General features: G+C 38.9%; 18 protein-coding genes and 1 rRNA gene. 14 read left to right on the top strand and 5 right to left on the bottom strand.

What is annotated here, in order from left to right; genetic code table 11:
- The first annotated feature begins 3 nt into the window (after positions 1 to 3).
- The 7 genes from FN732_RS07795 to cas2 (FN732_RS07765) all read left to right on the top strand — a co-directional run bounded on the left by FN732_RS07795 (position 4) and on the right by cas2 (FN732_RS07765) (position 5866).
- The gene (locus FN732_RS07795) at positions 4 to 1578 is read left to right on the top strand and encodes an L-lactate permease (protein ID WP_142936007.1); all 1575 of its coding nucleotides are present in this window, start codon (positions 4 to 6) and stop codon (positions 1576 to 1578) included.
- A gap of 512 nt (positions 1579 to 2090) precedes the next feature.
- Positions 2091 to 3221, top strand: coding sequence for a Card1-like endonuclease domain-containing protein (locus tag FN732_RS07790; RefSeq protein WP_142936006.1), 1131 nt, complete (start codon positions 2091 to 2093; stop codon positions 3219 to 3221).
- Complete coding sequence (locus tag FN732_RS07785) at positions 3214 to 4026, top strand: hypothetical protein (RefSeq protein WP_142936005.1); 813 nt, start codon at positions 3214 to 3216, stop codon at positions 4024 to 4026. The genes FN732_RS07790 and FN732_RS07785 overlap by 8 nt, the downstream gene beginning before the upstream one ends.
- Positions 4019 to 4309, top strand: a complete 291-nt coding sequence (gene crn3 / locus FN732_RS07780; protein ID WP_142936004.1) for a CRISPR-associated ring nuclease Crn3/Csx3 — start codon at positions 4019 to 4021, stop codon at positions 4307 to 4309. Before FN732_RS07785 ends, crn3 begins: the two co-directional genes overlap by 8 nt.
- Before the next feature lie 21 nt (positions 4310 to 4330).
- Complete coding sequence (gene cas1, locus FN732_RS07775) at positions 4331 to 5302, top strand: CRISPR-associated endonuclease Cas1 (RefSeq protein WP_185954289.1); 972 nt, start codon at positions 4331 to 4333, stop codon at positions 5300 to 5302.
- Entirely contained in the window at positions 5280 to 5546 is a 267-nt protein-coding gene (gene cas2, locus FN732_RS07770) for a CRISPR-associated endonuclease Cas2 (protein WP_142936002.1), read from the top strand. The genes cas1 and cas2 (FN732_RS07770) overlap by 23 nt, the downstream gene beginning before the upstream one ends.
- Positions 5543 to 5866 carry a CRISPR-associated endonuclease Cas2 gene (gene cas2, locus FN732_RS07765; protein ID WP_142936001.1) on the top strand — a complete coding sequence of 108 codons (324 nt, stop codon included), beginning with the start codon at positions 5543 to 5545 and terminating at the stop codon, positions 5864 to 5866. The genes cas2 (FN732_RS07770) and cas2 (FN732_RS07765) overlap by 4 nt, the downstream gene beginning before the upstream one ends.
- A 414-nt stretch (positions 5867 to 6280) precedes the next feature.
- Here the strand turns inward: cas2 (FN732_RS07765) and FN732_RS07760 are convergent, their stop codons facing one another.
- The 4 genes from FN732_RS07760 to FN732_RS07745 are packed head-to-tail and all read right to left on the bottom strand — an operon-like array spanning position 6281 to position 10045.
- Positions 6281 to 6994, bottom strand: coding sequence for an N-glycosylase/DNA lyase (locus FN732_RS07760; RefSeq protein ID WP_142936000.1), 714 nt, complete (start codon positions 6992 to 6994; stop codon positions 6281 to 6283).
- The gene (locus tag FN732_RS07755) at positions 6994 to 7482 is read right to left on the bottom strand and encodes a DUF2062 domain-containing protein (protein WP_246051359.1); all 489 of its coding nucleotides are present in this window, start codon (positions 7480 to 7482) and stop codon (positions 6994 to 6996) included. Before FN732_RS07755 ends, FN732_RS07760 begins: the two co-directional genes overlap by 1 nt.
- A gap of 42 nt (positions 7483 to 7524) precedes the next feature.
- Complete coding sequence (locus FN732_RS07750) at positions 7525 to 8325, bottom strand: RecB family exonuclease (RefSeq protein ID WP_246051362.1); 801 nt, start codon at positions 8323 to 8325, stop codon at positions 7525 to 7527.
- Between the two features lie 19 nt (positions 8326 to 8344).
- The gene (locus FN732_RS07745; RefSeq protein ID WP_142935997.1) at positions 8345 to 10045 is read right to left on the bottom strand and encodes a proline--tRNA ligase; all 1701 of its coding nucleotides are present in this window, start codon (positions 10043 to 10045) and stop codon (positions 8345 to 8347) included.
- 44 nt (positions 10046 to 10089) lie between these two features.
- Between FN732_RS07745 and FN732_RS07740 the strand changes: the two genes are divergently transcribed.
- The 7 genes from FN732_RS07740 (at position 10090) to dxs (ending at position 17786) form a co-directional block, all read left to right on the top strand.
- A complete protein-coding gene (locus tag FN732_RS07740; protein WP_142935996.1) occupies positions 10090 to 11175 on the top strand; it encodes a glycosyltransferase family 4 protein in 1086 nt (361 codons plus the stop codon).
- Positions 11156 to 12601: a chromosomal replication initiator protein DnaA gene (gene dnaA, locus FN732_RS07735; RefSeq protein WP_246051358.1), complete on the top strand. Its 1446-nt coding sequence runs from the start codon at positions 11156 to 11158 to the stop codon at positions 12599 to 12601. Before FN732_RS07740 ends, dnaA begins: the two co-directional genes overlap by 20 nt.
- A 217-nt stretch (positions 12602 to 12818) precedes the next feature.
- Positions 12819 to 13913: a DNA polymerase III subunit beta gene (gene dnaN, locus FN732_RS07730; protein WP_142935994.1), complete on the top strand. Its 1095-nt coding sequence runs from the start codon at positions 12819 to 12821 to the stop codon at positions 13911 to 13913.
- Positions 13913 to 14440, top strand: a complete 528-nt coding sequence (gene pgsA, locus FN732_RS07725; protein ID WP_142935993.1) for a CDP-diacylglycerol--glycerol-3-phosphate 3-phosphatidyltransferase — start codon at positions 13913 to 13915, stop codon at positions 14438 to 14440. Before dnaN ends, pgsA begins: the two co-directional genes overlap by 1 nt.
- On the top strand, positions 14437 to 15018 hold the full coding sequence (gene plsY, locus FN732_RS07720; RefSeq protein ID WP_142935992.1) for a glycerol-3-phosphate 1-O-acyltransferase PlsY: 582 nt from the start codon (positions 14437 to 14439) through the stop codon (positions 15016 to 15018). The genes pgsA and plsY overlap by 4 nt, the downstream gene beginning before the upstream one ends.
- 7 nt (positions 15019 to 15025) lie before the next feature.
- Positions 15026 to 15910, top strand: a complete 885-nt coding sequence (locus tag FN732_RS07715; protein WP_142935991.1) for a polyprenyl synthetase family protein — start codon at positions 15026 to 15028, stop codon at positions 15908 to 15910.
- Between the two features lie 16 nt (positions 15911 to 15926).
- Positions 15927 to 17786, top strand: coding sequence for a 1-deoxy-D-xylulose-5-phosphate synthase (dxs, locus tag FN732_RS07710; RefSeq protein ID WP_142935990.1), 1860 nt, complete (start codon positions 15927 to 15929; stop codon positions 17784 to 17786).
- Positions 17787 to 17790: 4 nt separating this feature from the next.
- Here the strand turns inward: dxs and rrf are convergent.
- Positions 17791 to 17875 (bottom strand): 5S ribosomal RNA (gene rrf, locus FN732_RS07705); the annotation flags it as partial.

Below are 17875 nucleotides of genomic sequence, written 5' to 3'. Positions count from 1 at the left end.
GGGATGGACTTTTTAATGGCAGTTTTCCCTATTTTGGTTGTTCTGTGTGGAATGTTATTTCTCTCTCGTTCAGGAGTCTTTATGTCGGTTGTAGGATGGCTCCTTGCGGGAGCAGTAGCTGTTTTCTACTTCAAAACTCCACTTTCTGTTGTTTGGGGAGCAAGTATATATGGAATAGTGAAGGCCTTTGCTATAACCTTTGCCGTTGCCTTCACAATGCTAATGATTTTCCTAATGAAGGAGAGCGGAGCTCTAAATGAAATTGTTAGAACAATAACCTCCATCACAAAAGATAAAGTGCAGCAGACTCTGTTTATCGGAATGGGATTCGGCTCTCTCGCAACTTCCTTAGGTGTTGTAACTCCAGCACTGTTTCCTCCCGTTTTTTTAGCCTTGGGATTCACTCCACTGGCGGCCGTTGCAATTTCAGTTCTCTGTTACGACCCCCTTACATCCTTTGCTCTCCTCTCCATTCCAATAACACTTCCAGCTCACGTCGCTTGGGGGCCCTTTGGAATAAGACCTCCGGGAATAGGAAACTTAGACCACTTTATCTGGAGTTTTACTCAGCACATAACGATATTCCTACCGGTTGTTTCAGTGGGATTTGCATTCATGATGCTCTACTTTGTTGATGGCTGGCAGTCCATTAAAAAGTACTGGAAAGGGGCAACTATTGCAGGATTAACTTTATCGTTGACTGCTCTCATTTTGGCCTTCCTGAAAATCTTCCCCGTTGAGGTTATTGGGATAATCTCGGGTCTTTTAACAATGGTTGTTTCACTCCTTATCTACAACAGGGGATTAAAGGTAGAGGCAGATGCAAAGTTCTGGAGGGCAGTTTCTCCCTGGCTACTCCTCTTCTTCTTTTCATTAGTGGCAAACTACCCTCCAATCAAAAAGTTCTTGGCAAATCTTCCTGGGAACTTAGAAGTTCTGACAATTGCCGGAAAGAAGGAGGACTTAAACATTCTTTCACACGTTTACTTCTGGATTTTCGTCTCTCTCTTAATTTCAGTTCCGATTCTTAAACCGACAAAGGAGCAGTTTAACAGGGCATTTAGTCTATGGATGAAGAGAGTTTGGGGGCCATTTTTAGCTTACTCCCTATTCTTTGCAGTTGCCTTTATAATGGCCTGGTCTGGAATGGAGTTTGTAAATGGAAAGCTTAAACCTATGGCTGACTTTTCCCACTTGAATATGGATTTAATAATTGGAGTCACGCTGGCTAAAGCATTTGGCAGTTTCTATCCCCTAATTTCTCCCTTCTTGGGATTGCTTGGAGCTTTTGTAGGTGGAAGTGAAACCGCCTCAAACGTTCTCTTTGCAAAGATTCAGTACGGGGCCGTAGCTTCAACAGTAGGGGCTTCGGTATTTATGGCCGTTTACGGAGCTCATGCGGTGGCCGGAGGAATTGCAAGTGCCATAACCCCCTCAAAAATTACAAATGCAGCTGCACTTGTGGGAGTTAAAGGAAAGGAGGAGGGGAAGCTCCTAAAAACCTTAATTTTTCCCGTTTTAGCTTTAACACTCTTTGTTGGAATAATGCTTCAGATAATTGTTATGGTTTCAAAGTAACAGAAGGCAGGCTTTGTCCTGCCTTTTTATGTTAAAATTGAAAAAGTTCCTTGAAAATTGAATAAGAAAAGAGGGCAAAGCTGTATAGCTGAAAATGTTGGTTTTTAATATTTATTAGACTTTTATGAAAAACTCTGTATTTTAGAGTCCTTGAAAATCAATGGCTTAATTTTTGAACAGTTGAAATGCCCTAAAAAGTGGGAGGGATTGCGACTTTTTTAACGAAAATTTTTTACAATCATCTTTAAACTTCTGTTGAAATGCCCTAAAAAGTGGAAGGGATTGCGACCTCTGTTTTGCAAGTTCACAGTAATCAGGATTGAGTTCGTTGAAATGCCCTAAAAAGTGGAAGGGATTGCGACCGTGTTTGCACCTGCCCCAATTTCTGAATCCTCGGCAGGTACAGTTGAAATGCCTTAAAAAGTGGGATATGGTTCGGGAAATTGATGGAAATCTTTGTTGAAGGGAACAGCTTGTGGAAAAATAAGGATAAGATTTTGGAGTAAAGGAGAATGTTTGAAACTTCAACTTTAGTCTCTCCGGTTTCAACGCAGGTTTTTCCGGTTGTTGTTACAGTCCTAACGTTAAAACCAGCTAAAGTTGTTCTTCTATCAACTCCTCAAATGAAAATGTACTCTGAGTTCATCAGGAGAGCTCTTAATCTCCACGGAATAGAAGTTCAAGAAAGGGAAATAAATCCATACTCATTCAGTTCAATAAAAGAAGTAGTTAAGGATATTCAAAATCCTATTTTTCTTTTAAACTGTGGAACAAAATTTACGGCAATTAGTTTGTACAGAATTTCTAATGGGAAAAATATGTTTTACTATTTACCAACGGGAGAAATTGTTGATTTTAACGGTAATAAAATAGCAAGAGTTTCTGAAAATTTAATTGATGTAGAAACTCACGCTAAAATTTATGGCTTTGAAATTGTAGAAGAAAGGCAGGATATAAAAAGAATTAGGGAAAGAAAAGAGCTTACAGAGAAAATAGCTTCCAATGATAGAATAGTTCTTCTCCTTTTAACTCTTTTTCATAAAGGTTTTACAAGGATTTTTCCAGAGAAACTTTTAAAATTAGCTGTTAAGCACAATGTGTTGGCATATAAGGGCGGTAAAATTGTTCCTTTAGATAGAGAGTACGTAGGAGGTAAGTGGTTAGAGGAATTTGTCTTTAATCGTCTGATAGATTTAAACTTTTCCGATGTTCGAATCGGAGTAAAGGTTAAATGGTATGGAGAAAATGTTTTTAATGAAATTGATGTAATGGCAACCAAAAACAATTTTCTATATCTGTTTTCGTGTAAATCTGGAAAAAATGTAAAGGACATTCTTAAACACCTCTATGAGCTTGAGGAGTTAACGGAGAGAATAGGAGGAGATTTTGGAAGGAGCTACCTTGTAATAACGAAAAATCTATTTAAGTCTCATCCACCAAGCAGAAAGGAGTTTCCAAATGCTCCTAAAGAGGGCTTTTTTGAAAATAAAAGTAGATGGTACAATTACTACAAAACTCCTGAAGGGGAAAATTATAAGAGGGAGCTTTCAGAGTACAGGAGATTTGTAAACTTAAGAAAGAGAGCAAAGTTACTCAAAATTAAAATAATTACTCCTCAAAACTTTGGAGGGGAAGTTGTTTAAAGGAATAAAAACTCACTTTAGAAGAGCTTTCATTTCTCAAATAGGATTTCTATTTAAAGATAAAAAGACTGCTTTTATTACAGGATTTATTATTTCTTTACTGTCAATCGTTGCCGGTTGGATTCCTGACGGTTTAAATGAGTTCTTCTTCGAAAAAGATGCAAAAGGTATTATATTATTTGGTATTGCCATTTTTATTCTAACTATTTTGATTCTTTGCGCCTATAAACTTTCAGAGGAATTAGAGTATGATATTTACGAGGAGGAACCTGAAAAGAGAAAAGTGTTAATCTTGTTTTTAAGTGATAATAAACCTAACAAGGACCAAATTGAAGAAATAATTCAAAGTTTGAAAGAGATTTCAAATTTAGAAGAAAAAATAGAGAAAATACAGAATTCAGACATAAAAAATTGGAGGATGCCTTTAGAAGCAATAAAATTCCATTTACCAAAGCTTGAAAAGATTATTGTTGTAACGTCTCCCAGTTCTTCAAAGAAGTTTAACCTGTTTAGACTTTTATCAGAAACAGTTTTTAATAAAAAATTAAACTTTGTAGAGAAAAAAGCAGCTGATTTTGAAAGTGTTAAACATATTTTCAATCTAATAAGGAAAACTTTTGAGGAATTAGAAAAAGAAAATTACAAGGACAAGGATATTATCATTGACGTTACAGGTGGAACAAAACCTGTTTCGATAGCTGGAGCTCTAACAACCTCCTACTATCCAAGTAGAAAGTTTCAGTACATATCAAATGTTGATTATTCTGTGAAATCCTACGACGTGAGGTTAATTTCCCGTGATTAAATTCAAAACTTCAGAAGTTTTAAATGGAAAAGCTACTTTAGTGGAGTTTCACATAAACGACGGTATAATAACACCAGAAGAAGCCTTTAGCGTGGAGCTCCCAAAGGTTCCTTTCAATAAGGGAGTTATTATCAGCGGAAGGGGGCCAATTTGGTTTTACGGTAGATTAATACACTACTTTCATCCTTCTAAGTGGGTAGCTGTTTATGACCCAAGAATTGGAGCCGTTGTTGTTCAAAGCCACGACCCAGATGTAAAGGAGGGAGAAGTTATTCAAATTTAAGGGGAAATTGTGAAGGGATTTTTGTTTGTAACAACTCCAGGAGCAAGAGTTTCTAAAAAGAATAATGAACTAATTGTTGAAATTAAAAATGAGAAAAAAAGAATTCCCATAGGAGTAATAAATCACGTTTTTCTTATAGGTTCTGTGAATATTACCGCTTCTGCCATAAAGTTTCTTTCCTCAAGGGGTAGATTTTTATTTTTGCTAAACAAATTTGGAAAGGTAATTAGTATTGTATATCCTGAACTTTTGGGAAGTGATAATTCCACAAGAGCAGCTCAGTACTTTATTTTCAGTAGGGAAGATCAGTACTTTATTTTCAGTAGGGAAGAAAAGAAACTTGAAATAACTAAGGAGTTGCTAAAAAGAAAGGTGTTTTATTCTTATGATGTTATTAGAAATATTTTCAGTTCAAGGAAATTAAAATCGGAAGGTTTGGAGGACTGGAGAGAAAGTATTTTATCAATGATAGATTCTGGAAATGATAATCAAGCAATGCTTGGAATAGACGGTCAGATTTCAAAGTTTCTCTACAGTAAATTTTCGTCCTTTAATGAAAGTCCGTTTTACTTTGATAGAAGAGAGTACTATCCACCAAAAGACCCTGTAAATGCCCTTTTAAGTTTAAGCTTTTCTATTTTTTACTCCTTAATGTTTCCAATCTTAATTTCAAAAGGGTTTGACCCTTACTTGGGCTTTTTTCATATCAAAAGGGGGAAACACGGAGCTCTCTGCTCCGATGTCATGGAAATAGCAAGACCAAAAATTATTGAGTTCGTTTTTAATACGATAAATGATGAATTTTTGGAAATATCAGATTTTGTTCAGAGTAGTTCTGGGGTTTTTTTAAAAAAGGATGCCCTTAAATCTTTTTTGAAGTTGTATAGCGATGTAATAATTTATGAAAGGAGTGACTTAACACTTGCTCCAGTTTTAGATTTTGTGAATTGGTTAAGGGATTATTTAAAAAATGAAGTATCTAATTACTTATGATGTTTCAGAAGATAGTAGAAGGAATAAGCTTGTTAAGTTACTTAACGAGCACGGAAAGAGAGTTCAGTACAGTTGTTTTGAAATAGAAATCTATCCACAAAATTTAGAGCTTTTAATATTTGATATTAAAAAGATAATCAACTCAGAAACGGACAGAGTTTACATCTTTCCTATTTCAAAGGGAGTTTACCAATTTATAAAGAAAATAGGAAAAAGATTGGAAAACGATGATATGGTGCTATGAGTTTACCTAAAAGAGTTAAGAGATTTGTCGTGGTTTACGATATCTGTATGGTTGATAATTCTTACTCGGAAATAAGGAGCTCCGCAAAGCGGAGAGCTCAGATTATGAGGATTCTCTACGATTACGGAGTAAGAACACAGCTCAGCGTTTTTGAAGTAGAGCTTAAAGGAAAGGAGTATTTTGAAGTTTCAAAAAGGTTAGAGGAAGTCATAAGGAAAGAAACTGATAGGGTTTTCATTTACCCCTTAGATGAAAGGAGCTCCAAAAGTATTGTTAGAATAGGACAAGAGGCTGAAATATTAGGGGATTTGTTTATTTGATAAAATTACTTTAGATTCTTTGAAAACTGAATAGGAAAAAGGGCAAAAACCTGTATAGCTGAAATTATTGCTTTTCAGTGTTTATTAGATTTTTATGAAAAACTTTGTATTTTGGGGCCCTTAGAAATCAATGGCTAAAATTTTGAACTGTTGAAATGCCCTGAAAAGTGAGAGGGATTACGACTTAATTTCTCAATAATTCTCCTTTGCCTTTCTGTTGAAATGCCCTGAAAAGTGAGAGGGATTACGACAAATCTCTATATACACTTGGACTTTCAGTTCTTAAGTTGAAATGCCCTAAAAAGTGGAAGGGATTGCAACAATTTCCTCAGCTGAAAATCAATTCCTTAGATAAAAAGTTGAAATGCCCTAAAAATAGAAGAGGTATGACTTATGAAATTGAAAGGGAAAATCTTATGTTCCTAACTTTTCTATTTCCCTTTTAAGTTCAAGTATTTTTTCACGGAGCTCCTCAGGATACTCCTCCAAATCCCTCTTCCTAAGTCCCATAGGAACCCAAACAAGGGCGTCCAACCTTATAGGAGGAATGTTCAACTTCGAAGAGAGCTCCCTCCAAGTTTTCAATTCTGGAAATATCTTCTTTAATCGTGAATCCAGAGGAATTTCTATTTCCTCTAAATTTTTAGGCTCCTTATCGAAAACAATTTTATAGCCGTACATAAACATCTTTGCAGAGAAAACTACCGTTTTCGAGTCCTTCTTCTGTTTCAGACACTTAGAGAGCTCCTCAACTAAAATTGATAAATTCCCTCCCAAGTCCTTTAAGGAATATTTTTCAAAAATACTATTTACACACTCCTTCGCCCTTTTAAATCTCTTCAATTTAGCCTGTAGAAATCTCCTGTTGAATTTCGACAGAAACTCGGGAAACTTATCTATACTTGGATTTTCCGAGAAGAATTTGGAGAAATTCTCCCAGTAGGTTTCCCCCTTAGTTTGAAGCTGGTACGATAAAAGAGCGTTCAATACGACAAGCTTAAAAAAGAGCTCTTTATCCCTTGTTTTTTCAAAAAGCTTTTCGAGAGCTCTATACTGTCTATCTCTTTTTTCTATTTCATCAATATCAGAACGGGAGAACCTCCCTAAAACCGACAGAAGACTTTCCATCAGTCAGCAGTTTTTTCCTTTATATTCTTTACGTAGTTTTTAACTACGTTAACTTCCCTTTCAAGGAGCTTTTTAACTCCAAAATAGGAAAGAATTGAAAAAATTACTCCCAAAAATACCCCACCGATAAACATCGGAATGAAAATCTCTTTTCCGCTTGAGAGAATGGAGCTAAAAGAACTAAAGTCAACATGAGGTATACACGCCTTTTTATTCAAAAGTAAACAACCTACGTAGTAGTCAAGAATTAAAACGGGTATAGTTGTCCAGGGATTTGTAACGTGAGTTCCAATGGCAGCTGCGATTTTACTGACCCTTGTTACTGCAGCTATTGTTACTGCAACTAAAACTTGAAAGCCGTTTATAGGTAAAAATCCAACAAAAACGCCCAAAGCCAAGCCCTTGGCCGTTTCATCAGGCCTGTCCTTCAGCTCCAAAAGTTTCTTCAGGTAAAACTTCAGAGAAAGGGCCTCTTTTAGCTTTTTCATCATAAATTCAAGTTTATAACATTATTTTTATTATTGCAACAATTACTCCCTGTAGATAGGACAAACATCCCGGTACTCGCACCACCTGCAGTTAAACTCACTCGGCTGAGGTTGGAGCTCAGAGAATCCCTTTCCAATAAAATCCCTCTCTATAACTTCAATAAGTGGAATTAGTTTTACCTTGAACGCTTCAAGGTCTCTCTTTGTAAAAATTATCCTCTTTATGGTTCCATACCTTACGTTGTGGACCTCTAAGGCAAACCTGTTAAACTGTGGAAACTTTGCACTTGCAAGGAGTGCATACCACCTAAGTTGGGTTTTTATCTTATTGTTGAACTCCCAGCTCCTGTTTGTCTTATGGTCTATTATGTAGAGGGTGTCACCGTTTGAAAAGAGAAAATCCAACTTACCCCTCAAGAAAACGTTTCTTGAGGAGTAATCAACGGTGGAAAAGGAGGAATCAACGGCAAGCTCAATTTCAGAGGCAACAAATGAGGTATTCTCAATTCTCCTCAGCTGACCGTTTACAAATTTAACGATGTTTGGAAAGAAGGTTTTTATGGAGTTAACATCGGCCAAAGGTTCCTCTTTTTTAAAGTCCTCAGCATATTCAAATAGAAGTTCCTTCCTTAAGGGCTTCCCCTCTTTTAAAACCCTGTTCAATGCATTTTCAAGGACGTAGTGAACGCCACTTCCTAAAATAAGAAAATCGGCCCTTTCCTTTGGTTCCAACTTTTCAACGTATCTAAAGAAGAACTCGTACTGGCACTTTTTGGCCTTTTGAACCTTGGAAAAGGACCAAGGTCTCAAATGCCCCAATTCAACTTGTTTCTTGTATTCCACCTTCAACATAAGCTCCAGACTATCTGAGTTTTTCAGTCAAGTATTCAACAACCTCATCAACCTTCACCTCAACTCTATCCCCTGTCCTTCTCTCTTTAACTTCAACTATTCCCTCCTGAACTTTCTTTCCAACAATCACCTGGTAGGGAATTCCTATAAGGTCTGCATCCTTAAACTTAAACCCGGGCCTTGCATTCCTGTCGTCCAATATAACGTCAATTTTGTTCCTCTGGAGCTCCGAGTATATTCTCTCAGAAACCTCAGAGATTTCCTCCTTTTTAACGTTAACAGGAATAACAATAACCTCAAACGGGGCTATCTCCTTAGGCCAGACTATCCCATTTTCATCGTAGTTCTGCTCAACCGCAGCAGCCATTACCCTCGTAACTCCTATTCCGTAACAGCCCATGATAATCGGCTTCTCCTCTCCATTCTCATCAACAAAAGTTGCCCCCATAGCCTCACTGTACTTTGTTCCAAGTTTAAAAATGTGGCCAACTTCAATTCCCCTCTTCTCAACTAAGGGAGCTCCACACTTAGGACAGGGCTGTCCTCCCCTAACCTCCGAAACATCGATAAAGTCCTCAACCTTAAAATCCCTTCCCCAGTTGACGTTCTTTAGGTGGTAATCCTTCTCACCTGCTCCGGCAACAAAGTTGACCATTTGAGTTACAGAGTAGTCTGCAAATACCGGAATGTTAAGACCTAAAGGAGATAGAAATCCCTTAGGCTGTCCTGTAAAGTTTTCAATCTCTTCGTCTGTTGCAAGTCGTACTTCCTTTCCGCCCAAAGCCCTCTTCAACTTTGTTTCTTCAACTTCCCTGTCTCCCCTAACAGCAACGGCAACAGGCTTTCCATCAACGATGTAAACTAAGAGCTTTAGTATGTTTTCAGGTGGAACGTTTAGAAATTCCGAAACCTCATCAATTCTCTTTACGTTCGGCGTATGAACTTTTTCTAAAGGTTTAAACCTTGATTCCCTGTCTTTTGGAGGTTCTGGCTTAAACTGCTCTGCCTTTTCTGTACTTGCAGCGTATCCACACTTTTCACAGTAAACAAGTTTTCCCTCACCTGTATCTGCAATAACCATAAACTCGTGGGAGAACTTTCCGCCTATCTCCCCCGTATCGGCTTCAACGGCCTTAAATTCGAGCCCCATTCTCTTAAAAATTCTCGAGTAGGTCTCGTACATGTTCCAGTACTCCCTTTCTGCATCCTCGTCGGTTGCATGGAAGGAGTAGGCATCCTTCATTATGAACTCACGAGCTCTCATAAGTCCAAATCTTGGCCTTATCTCATCCCTGAACTTCCTACCAATCTGGTAGAGATTCAAAGGTAGGTCCTTGTAGGACTTAACTTCCCTCCTTACAAGGTCCGTTATAACCTCCTCAGCTGTTGGTGCCAGTGAGTAGTCCCTGCCGTGTCTATCCTTAAACTTGACCATCTCCTTTCCGTAAACGTCCCACCTTCCACTTTCAATCCAGAGCTCCGCAGGGTGCATAATGGGAAGGATAACTTCCTGTGCCCCTGCCCTATCCATCTCCTCCCTTATTACCCGAATAATCTTCCTTACAACTAAAGCTCCCAAAGGCAGAATATCGTAAAGGCCAGAAGCTACCTTTCTTATGAATCCAGCCCTTATCAAGAGCTTGTGGCTTGGAATCTCAGCATCTGCAGGTGCTTCCTTCAAAGTGGGTATGAATGCCCTTGAAAACCTCATCTCTCCTCCAAAAATTTTCTCTCGAAAAAATTAATAGGTGAGCCATGAAAATTCTACACGTTGACACAGAAAAAGGGTGGAGAGGAGGAGAGCAGCAGCTCCTTTACTTAGTCAAAGGGTTGAGAGAAAAGGGGATAACCTCAGCTGTAGCCTGCAGAACAGGAGACGAACTGTTTAAAAAGTGTAAAAAGGAAGGAATAGAGACTGTCCCTTTAAAGGGAAATCAAACGTCTGACATTTTGAGATTGGGCTATATAGGAAGAAAGTTTGACATTATCCATGCCCACTCTGCAAAGGGACACACGATTTCAGCCCTTTCGAAAAAACTACACAGGAAACCTGTAGTTTATACAAGGAGAGTCGATTACAGACCGAGGAAAAATAGACTTACCTATTTAAAATATAAGAATACAGACAAAATAGTTTCAATAACAGAAGCTGTAAGAAGAATAGTGTTGGAAAGTTTTCCATTTTTAACGAACAGAACAGAAGTTATTTACTCTTCGGTTGATGTAAGGGACATAGAGAGAAAAGTAAAAAGTGAAATAGTTGAAAATATTAAAAAAGAACTTAATGGAAATCCGACAGTTGGAACGCTTGCAGCTCTAACGGAACAAAAAGACATCCCCAATCTAATAGAGGCATCTAAAAAGGTTTTAGAGAAACTTACCAATGGAAAGTTTTTCGTTTTTGGTGAGGGAAAACTGAGGAAAAAACTCCAGAAAATTATAAATAGTAAGGGAATCTCTAAAAGTTTTATTCTCTACGGATTTGTGGATGATATTGTTAATTATACAAAGGCATTAGACGTTTTTGTTCTACCATCAAAAAACGAGGGGCTTGGAAGTTCCCTGCTTGTAGCAATGGTACTCAAGGTTCCTGTTGTTTCAACCAACGTTGGTGGAACGGGTGAGGTTGTTGAAAACGAAGAGACGGGACTCTTAGTACCTCCAAACAACCCAGAACTCTTAGCCGATGCAATAGTCAGAATAGTGACGGATAGAGAACTTTCAAATCACTTGGTTGAGAAAGCTTACAATCTTGTTACAAAGAAGTTTTCAGTTGATAGAATGGTAAACTCTTATGTGGAGCTCTACCGGGAGGTTCTTAGTGGTAAACAACTTCTTTGAGGAGTTCTTGAGGAATATAAGGAAAAGAACCAAACAGAGCCTCTTTAAGACCCTTTTTAGTAAATTGGAGCTCATAGATATTAATGAGAACACCTTAAGGCTTAAGGTAAAGGATAAAGTGGCCAAGAATTTAATAATAAAGCACCATTTAGGACTTTTAAGAGAAGTAGCTGAGAAAACGTACGGGAGAAAGCTTGAGGTAGAGCTCATTTCCTCAGAAGAGCTAAATCAGCCTCAACAGTTGGAGCTTGACCTATTTAAAACGAAAGGTGAAGAAAGGAGAGAAACTTTTAAATCAAATCTAAACCCAAAGTATACTTTTGAAAACTTTGTCGTTGGAGCAAGTAACCAGTTTGCCCACGCTGCGGCTCTGGCAGTTGCGGAAAATCCGGGAAGGGCCTACAACCCCCTATTCATATACGGTGGAGTAGGACTTGGGAAAACCCACCTTATGCAGGCAATTGGGAACTTCATTTTAAGAAACAATCCGGGAAAAAAGGTAGTTTATCTAACAACAGAAACTTTTATGAATCAGCTGATAGAAGCATTGAAGTCCGATAACATTCAAGAGTTTAAAGAAAGGTACAGAAACGTTGATGTTCTCCTGATAGACGATATTCAGTTCATAGGAGGGAAGGAAAGAACTCAGATAGAGTTTTTCCACACCTTCAATGCCCTTTACGATGCAGGAAAACAGGTTGTAATAACCAGTGATAGACCCCCGAAGGACATTCCGACGTTAACTGAGAGGCTGAGGAGTAGGTTTGAATGGGGACTCATAGCAGATATTCAACCACCGGACTTTGAAACAAGAGTTGCAATTTTAAAGAGGAAAGCTGAGGAAGAGGGAATAGAGGTAAGTGATAAGGTTATTAAACTCATTGCCTCAATAATTAAGTCAAACATAAGACAGCTTGAGGGTGCCCTCATAAAGCTCAAGGCGAAATCAAACTTAGAGGGAAAGCCGATAAATGAGAAACTTGTGAGGGAGCTCTTCTCTGAGGAGAGAAGCAGTGAAGATAGAGAAAAGGCCCTTAGAGAGGTTTCATTAAATACAATTAAAAAGCTGGTAGGAAAGGAATTGAAAGTGGATGTTGAACTACTTGAAGGTCCTTCAAGAAAGAAGAATATCGCATTTGCAAGACAAATAGCGATGTACCTATCGAAAAAGGTGGGAAACTATCCCTACACACAGATAGCATCAGCATTTAACAGGGACGACCATACAACAGTAATTCACGCAGTCAGAAAGGTTGAGGAGATGATAAATTCCGATGAATCGGTAAAACAGTTGGTCAACAACTTAGAGCTAAGGATAAGAGAAGCTATAGAAAGAAGACTGCAAGTTATCCACAGTACTGTGGATAACTATGTGGATAATTATGTGGATAACAAAATTGATGTGGATAACTCAAATGATAGTTAGGGTAGTTATCCACAGAAAAAAGTTATCCACAGACTTATCCACAGAAAAATTGGGGAGTTATCCACACTGTGTGGATAACTTTTTAGCTTCAAGCCCTTGTAAACAAAGAAACTTTTGTTTTAGTGCACAAAATTTGTGCACCTATAATTATTATTACTATATAAATAGTAATACTCTTATAAGAAAAATAAGGAAAGAAATATAGTAAGGAGGAAGGATGCAAATTAGGGTATCCAAACTAAAGATGAGGGATGCTGTAAAATTAACGGCGTCGGCGGCTGACAAAAGAGGAACAATTCCTATTCTTTCAAATATTCTCCTTGAGGCTGAGGACAACTTACTAAGGCTCACGGCGACAAATTTGGAGGTTGGAATATCCACAGTTGTGGATTGTTCTGTGGAAAAAGAAGGAAGAACAACAGTAAATGCAAACAAAGCAACAAAGCTCTTTTCATCCTTAACGGGAAATGAAATTACTTTAGAGGCGGGAGATTCAAAACTCATCGTTCGCTCGGCAAATTCAAGATTTTCACTTGCTACTCTTCCTCCTGATGAATTTCCAGAGATAGAACTCCCGGAGAACTTCACAGTTAAGCTTCCCTCAGAGGAGATAGACAGAGCTCTCAAAAAGGTATCCTATGCGGCAAGTACAGATGAGGCCCGTTACATATTAACTGGAGTTCTTCTAAGGTCTTTGGGTGACAGGCTTCATGCAGTAGCCACAGACGGCCACAGATTGGCCCTCTACGAGGTTTTTGTCCCTTCTGAGGAGTTTAGTGCTATTTTGCCAAAAAAATCCCTCAGTGAGCTTAAAAAGGTTCTCAGAGAGGGTGAGGAAGTGGACTTTGTTGAAATGAACAATAAGCTCTTCCTGAGAAGCGGAGATACAATTATGTGGACCTCTCTAATAGAGGGAGAGTATCCGGATTACCTATCGGTTATCCCCGAGAGCAATCCCATTTCCTTTGTTGCGGACAGGGAAGAGCTCCTATCGGCCCTTAAGGAGGTTTCAATCATTTTTGACAAGGAAGAAGTAAGGGCAGTTGTATTCAACTTAAACGAAAACAGTTTAACGCTCAATACGAAAAAGTTAGAGGGAGAGTATTCTGAGGAGGCAGAGGTAACAATACCTGTTGAATACTCAGGAGAGCCTTTCACGATAAGCTTTAATATTGTTCATATGATTGAATCGATTAGTTCCTTTGATGCTTCCTCTATAAAATTTCAAATGAGTGAACCTTTAAGTCCTGTTCTCATTACCTCTGATGAAGAAATACAGCTTAAAAACGTTGTTATGCCTATGAAAATTTGATGGAGAGGGTCAAAACTGTTCCAAACTTACTAACATTTATTAGGATTCTCCTTCTTCCCTTTATCGTCCTTTTTACGGTAAAGGGATACTTTAAAATTTCCCTTGTTCTCTTTTTACTTTCATCAATTACCGATTTCTTGGACGGTTACATTGCAAGGAAGAGCAGGTCTGTTACTAACTTAGGAATACTTCTTGACCCTATTGCTGATAAGCTTTTGACCTCATCAACGCTAATCTCTCTTGCCTATGTGAAGCTCTGTGACCCCTACTCTGTAATTACGATTGTTGGGAGGGAGGAAGCCGTTACTGGAATGAGGGCGATAGCTGCATCGAGGGGCATTGTTATTCCTGCCTCAAAGGGAGGAAAGTTAAAAACGGTCCTTATAATGAGTTCAATAGTTCTTCTTTTATCAGGGTTTAAAGTGCTGGGGGAATTACTTCTTATTATCTCGACGTTCGTGGCACTCTATACCGGAATTGTTTACTTTGTTAACTTCTTTAAAGTCATTAAGGAGAACGGAAAATGAGCTATTTTCTCGTATTTTTAGTTTCATTCCTGTTGGGTTCCATTCCTTTTGGTTACATAGTTGGAAGAATAAAGGGAGTTGATGTTAGAAAGTATGGAAGTGGAAATATTGGAGCAACCAACGTTTCGAGGGTTTTAGGAAAGAAGTACGGAGCTCTCGTTCTTTTCCTTGATGCATTAAAGGGAGCCCTTCCTGTTTTAATTTTAAAGTACTCGGGATTTTCTGCTGAACTTCAGGTATTTTCAGGACTTTCAGCTATTTTAGGCCACTGCTTTTCTCCGTTTCTCTCCTTTAGGGGCGGGAAGGGAGTTGCAACAGGTTTAGGTGCTTTTTTGGTAATTTCACCGAAGATTACACTTCTTGCTTTTACTGTATTTCTAATCGTTTTTTTCACAACACGATACGTTTCCCTTTCCTCAATAACCGCTGCACTATCCTATCCAGTTCTTTACAAAATTTTAGACAAGCCCTCTGAACTGTCGTTTATATTTGTCTCACTTTCCTCCCTTGTTATAGTTTTAAAACACTACAGCAACATCAAGAGGCTTTTAAAGGGAGAGGAGAAAAAGTACGTATGAGGTTATTATGGATTTAAAGGAATACTTAAGGAAGAGGAAGAAAATTGTAGATGAGGAAATTTTAAAGCTCCTACCTTCCGAACCTGAGTACGGAAAGAGACTTTACGAGGCTGTAAGGTACTCCTTAACGGTAGGTGGAAAGAGGTTAAGGCCTATTCTCTGTATGGCAGGTTGTGAAGTTGTCGGAGGAAGATTTGAGGAGGCAATTACCCCTGCCTGTGCAATTGAAATGATTCATACGTACTCTCTCATCCACGACGATTTACCTGCCATGGACAACGATACGCTGAGGAGGGGAGCTCCCACGACTTGGGTAAAGTTTGGGGAGGCTACTGCTATTCTTGCAGGTGATGCCCTTTTAAACAGAGCTTTTGAGGTTCTCTCTGAGTGGAATTTTGATTGTGAAAGAAAGGTTAGGGTTATCTCAGAAATTTCAAGAGCCTCTGGAATGTTGGGGATGGTCCTGGGGCAGCAGTGCGACATTGATGCAGAGGGAAGGAGTGATGTTTCCTTGGAGGAGCTCCTTTTTATTCATAAACACAAAACGGGAAGGCTCATAACAGCTTCTGTTGTCTCTGGGGGAATAACTGGAGGAGGAAGTGAGGAGGAGATAGGAGCTCTTAGGAAGTACGGAAACCACATAGGTTTGGCCTTCCAGATAACTGATGACGTTTTGGATGTTGTTGGTGATGAGAAGAAGATAGGTAAAAACGTTGGTTCTGACTTTGAAAAGGGAAAGGTTACCTTTGTTACGTTTTTCGGAGTTGACGGAGCTCTTGAAAGGGCAAAAGAGGAGATTGAAAGGGCAGTTGAAGTTTTAAGGATTTTTGATGTGGAAAAGAGGGAACCCTTGGAGAAAATAGCACGATTTATTGTTGAGAGAGAGTATTAAGGATGGAGGGAATGTTTTGGTTTTGGAAAAAGTTAACTACCCAGAGGATATAAAAAAACTAACTGAAGAGGAACTAAACTTACTGGCAGATGAAATTAGGAAGTTCATCATATCTGTAGTTGAAAGGACAGGTGGCCATTTAGCATCATCCTTAGGGGTGGTTGAACTTACAATAGCCCTCTTGAGGGTCTTTTCTCCACCTAAGGATGAGATTGTCTGGGATGTAGGACACCAATCCTACCCTTACAAAATTCTCACAGGTAGAAAGAAAGTTTTCCACACGTTGAGACAGTATGGAGGAATCTCCGGATTTCCATCGATAAAGGAGAGTAAGTACGATGCATTTGGAACGGGACACAGTTCTACTTCAATTTCCGCTGCTCTTGGAATCAAAATAGGGAAAAAGTTAAAAGGAGAGGAAGGACACGTTATAGCCGTTATTGGTGATGGAGCTCTCACTGCAGGAGAGGCCTACGAGGGACTTAACAATGCAGGTCAGTTAGGAGAGGACTTAATCGTCATACTAAACGATAACGAAATGTCGATTTCAAAGAATATCGGGGCTATTTCAAACTACTTAACAAAACTTACAACGGGAGAGAGTTTAAGGAAGGCAAAGGAAAGACTTGAGAACGTTACAAAGAAGCTCTTTGGGGAAAAAGTCTACAAAGGATTAAAAAGGGTTGAGGACCTAATTGTAAAGGGACTCTTCCCCCCTGGAATGCTCTTTGAGGAGTTGGGTTTTAGGTATGTTGGTCCCATAGATGGACACGATATTCCTACATTAATTACAACGTTAAACAACGTTTCAAAGTTAAAGGGTCCTACACTTGTTCACGTTCTCACTAAAAAGGGAAAGGGGTACGCTCCTGCCGAGGAGAGGCCTGACAAGTTTCACGGAGTTTCACCAAAGTCCAAAAAGAAGGAAAACTTACCTCCAACCTATACGGAAGTTTTCTCAAAAACATTGATAGAAATTGCAGAGTCTGACAGTGACGTTGTAGGTATAACTGCTGCTATGCCTTCTGGTACGGGACTTGATAGATTTAAAGAGAGGTTCCCTGAAAGGTACTTTGATGTGGGAATAGCTGAGCAGCATGCTGTTACATTTGCTGCAGGTCTTGCAAAGAAGGGATTAAAGCCTGTCGTTGCAATCTATTCAACATTTCTTCAAAGAGCTTATGACCAGATAATTCACGATGTAGCACTTCAGGAACTTCCAGTTATCTTTGCAATTGATAGGGCAGGGCTTGTTGGAGAGGATGGAGCAACTCACCATGGAGCCTTTGACCTTTCCTACTTGAGGATTATTCCAAACATAGTTGTTGCTGCTCCTAAGGATGAGGAGGAGCTCCGTCACCTTCTCTACACTGCCATCTACTCGGGTAAACCCTTTGCCGTCAGATATCCCCGTGGTAGAGGATATGGAATTCCGATAAGGGAGCCTTTGAAGAAAATTGATATTGGTACATGGGAGGTTTTAAGAGAGGGAAAGGATTTGGTTATTCTTGCAACGGGATGGCCGGTTTATCAAGCCTTAAAGGCAGCTGAAAATTTGGAAAAAATCGGACTAAACGTTACTGTAGTTAATGCTCGCTTTGTAAAACCACTTGATGAAAAACTTTTAAACCAAATAGCCAGGGAATTTAAATTAATAGTAACTGTTGAGGAAAATGTCGTTAAGGGAGGTTTCGGTTCTGCTGTAAATGAGTATTTGGCATCCTGGTACACAGGAAGGGTTTTTAATTTAGGATTACCGGACAAGTTTATAGAACATGGAAATCAAAACTTACTACGCCATTTGGTAGGAATAGATTCAGAAGGTATTGAGAAATTTGCTAAGGATATTTTGACTAAAAAAGTATTACAAAAATAAAAAAGCCTGGCACCGCCCTACTTTCCCACCCGCTCCCGCGGGCAGTATCATCGGCGCTGGCGGGCTTAACTACCGAGTTCGGAATGGGA

The sequence above is a fragment of the Balnearium lithotrophicum genome (assembly GCF_900182585.1).
GTDB lineage: Bacteria > Aquificota > Aquificia > Desulfurobacteriales > Desulfurobacteriaceae > Balnearium > Balnearium lithotrophicum.
Note: the sequence above shows the minus strand (reverse complement) of the source record. Positions and strands in the feature narration are given on the sequence as shown.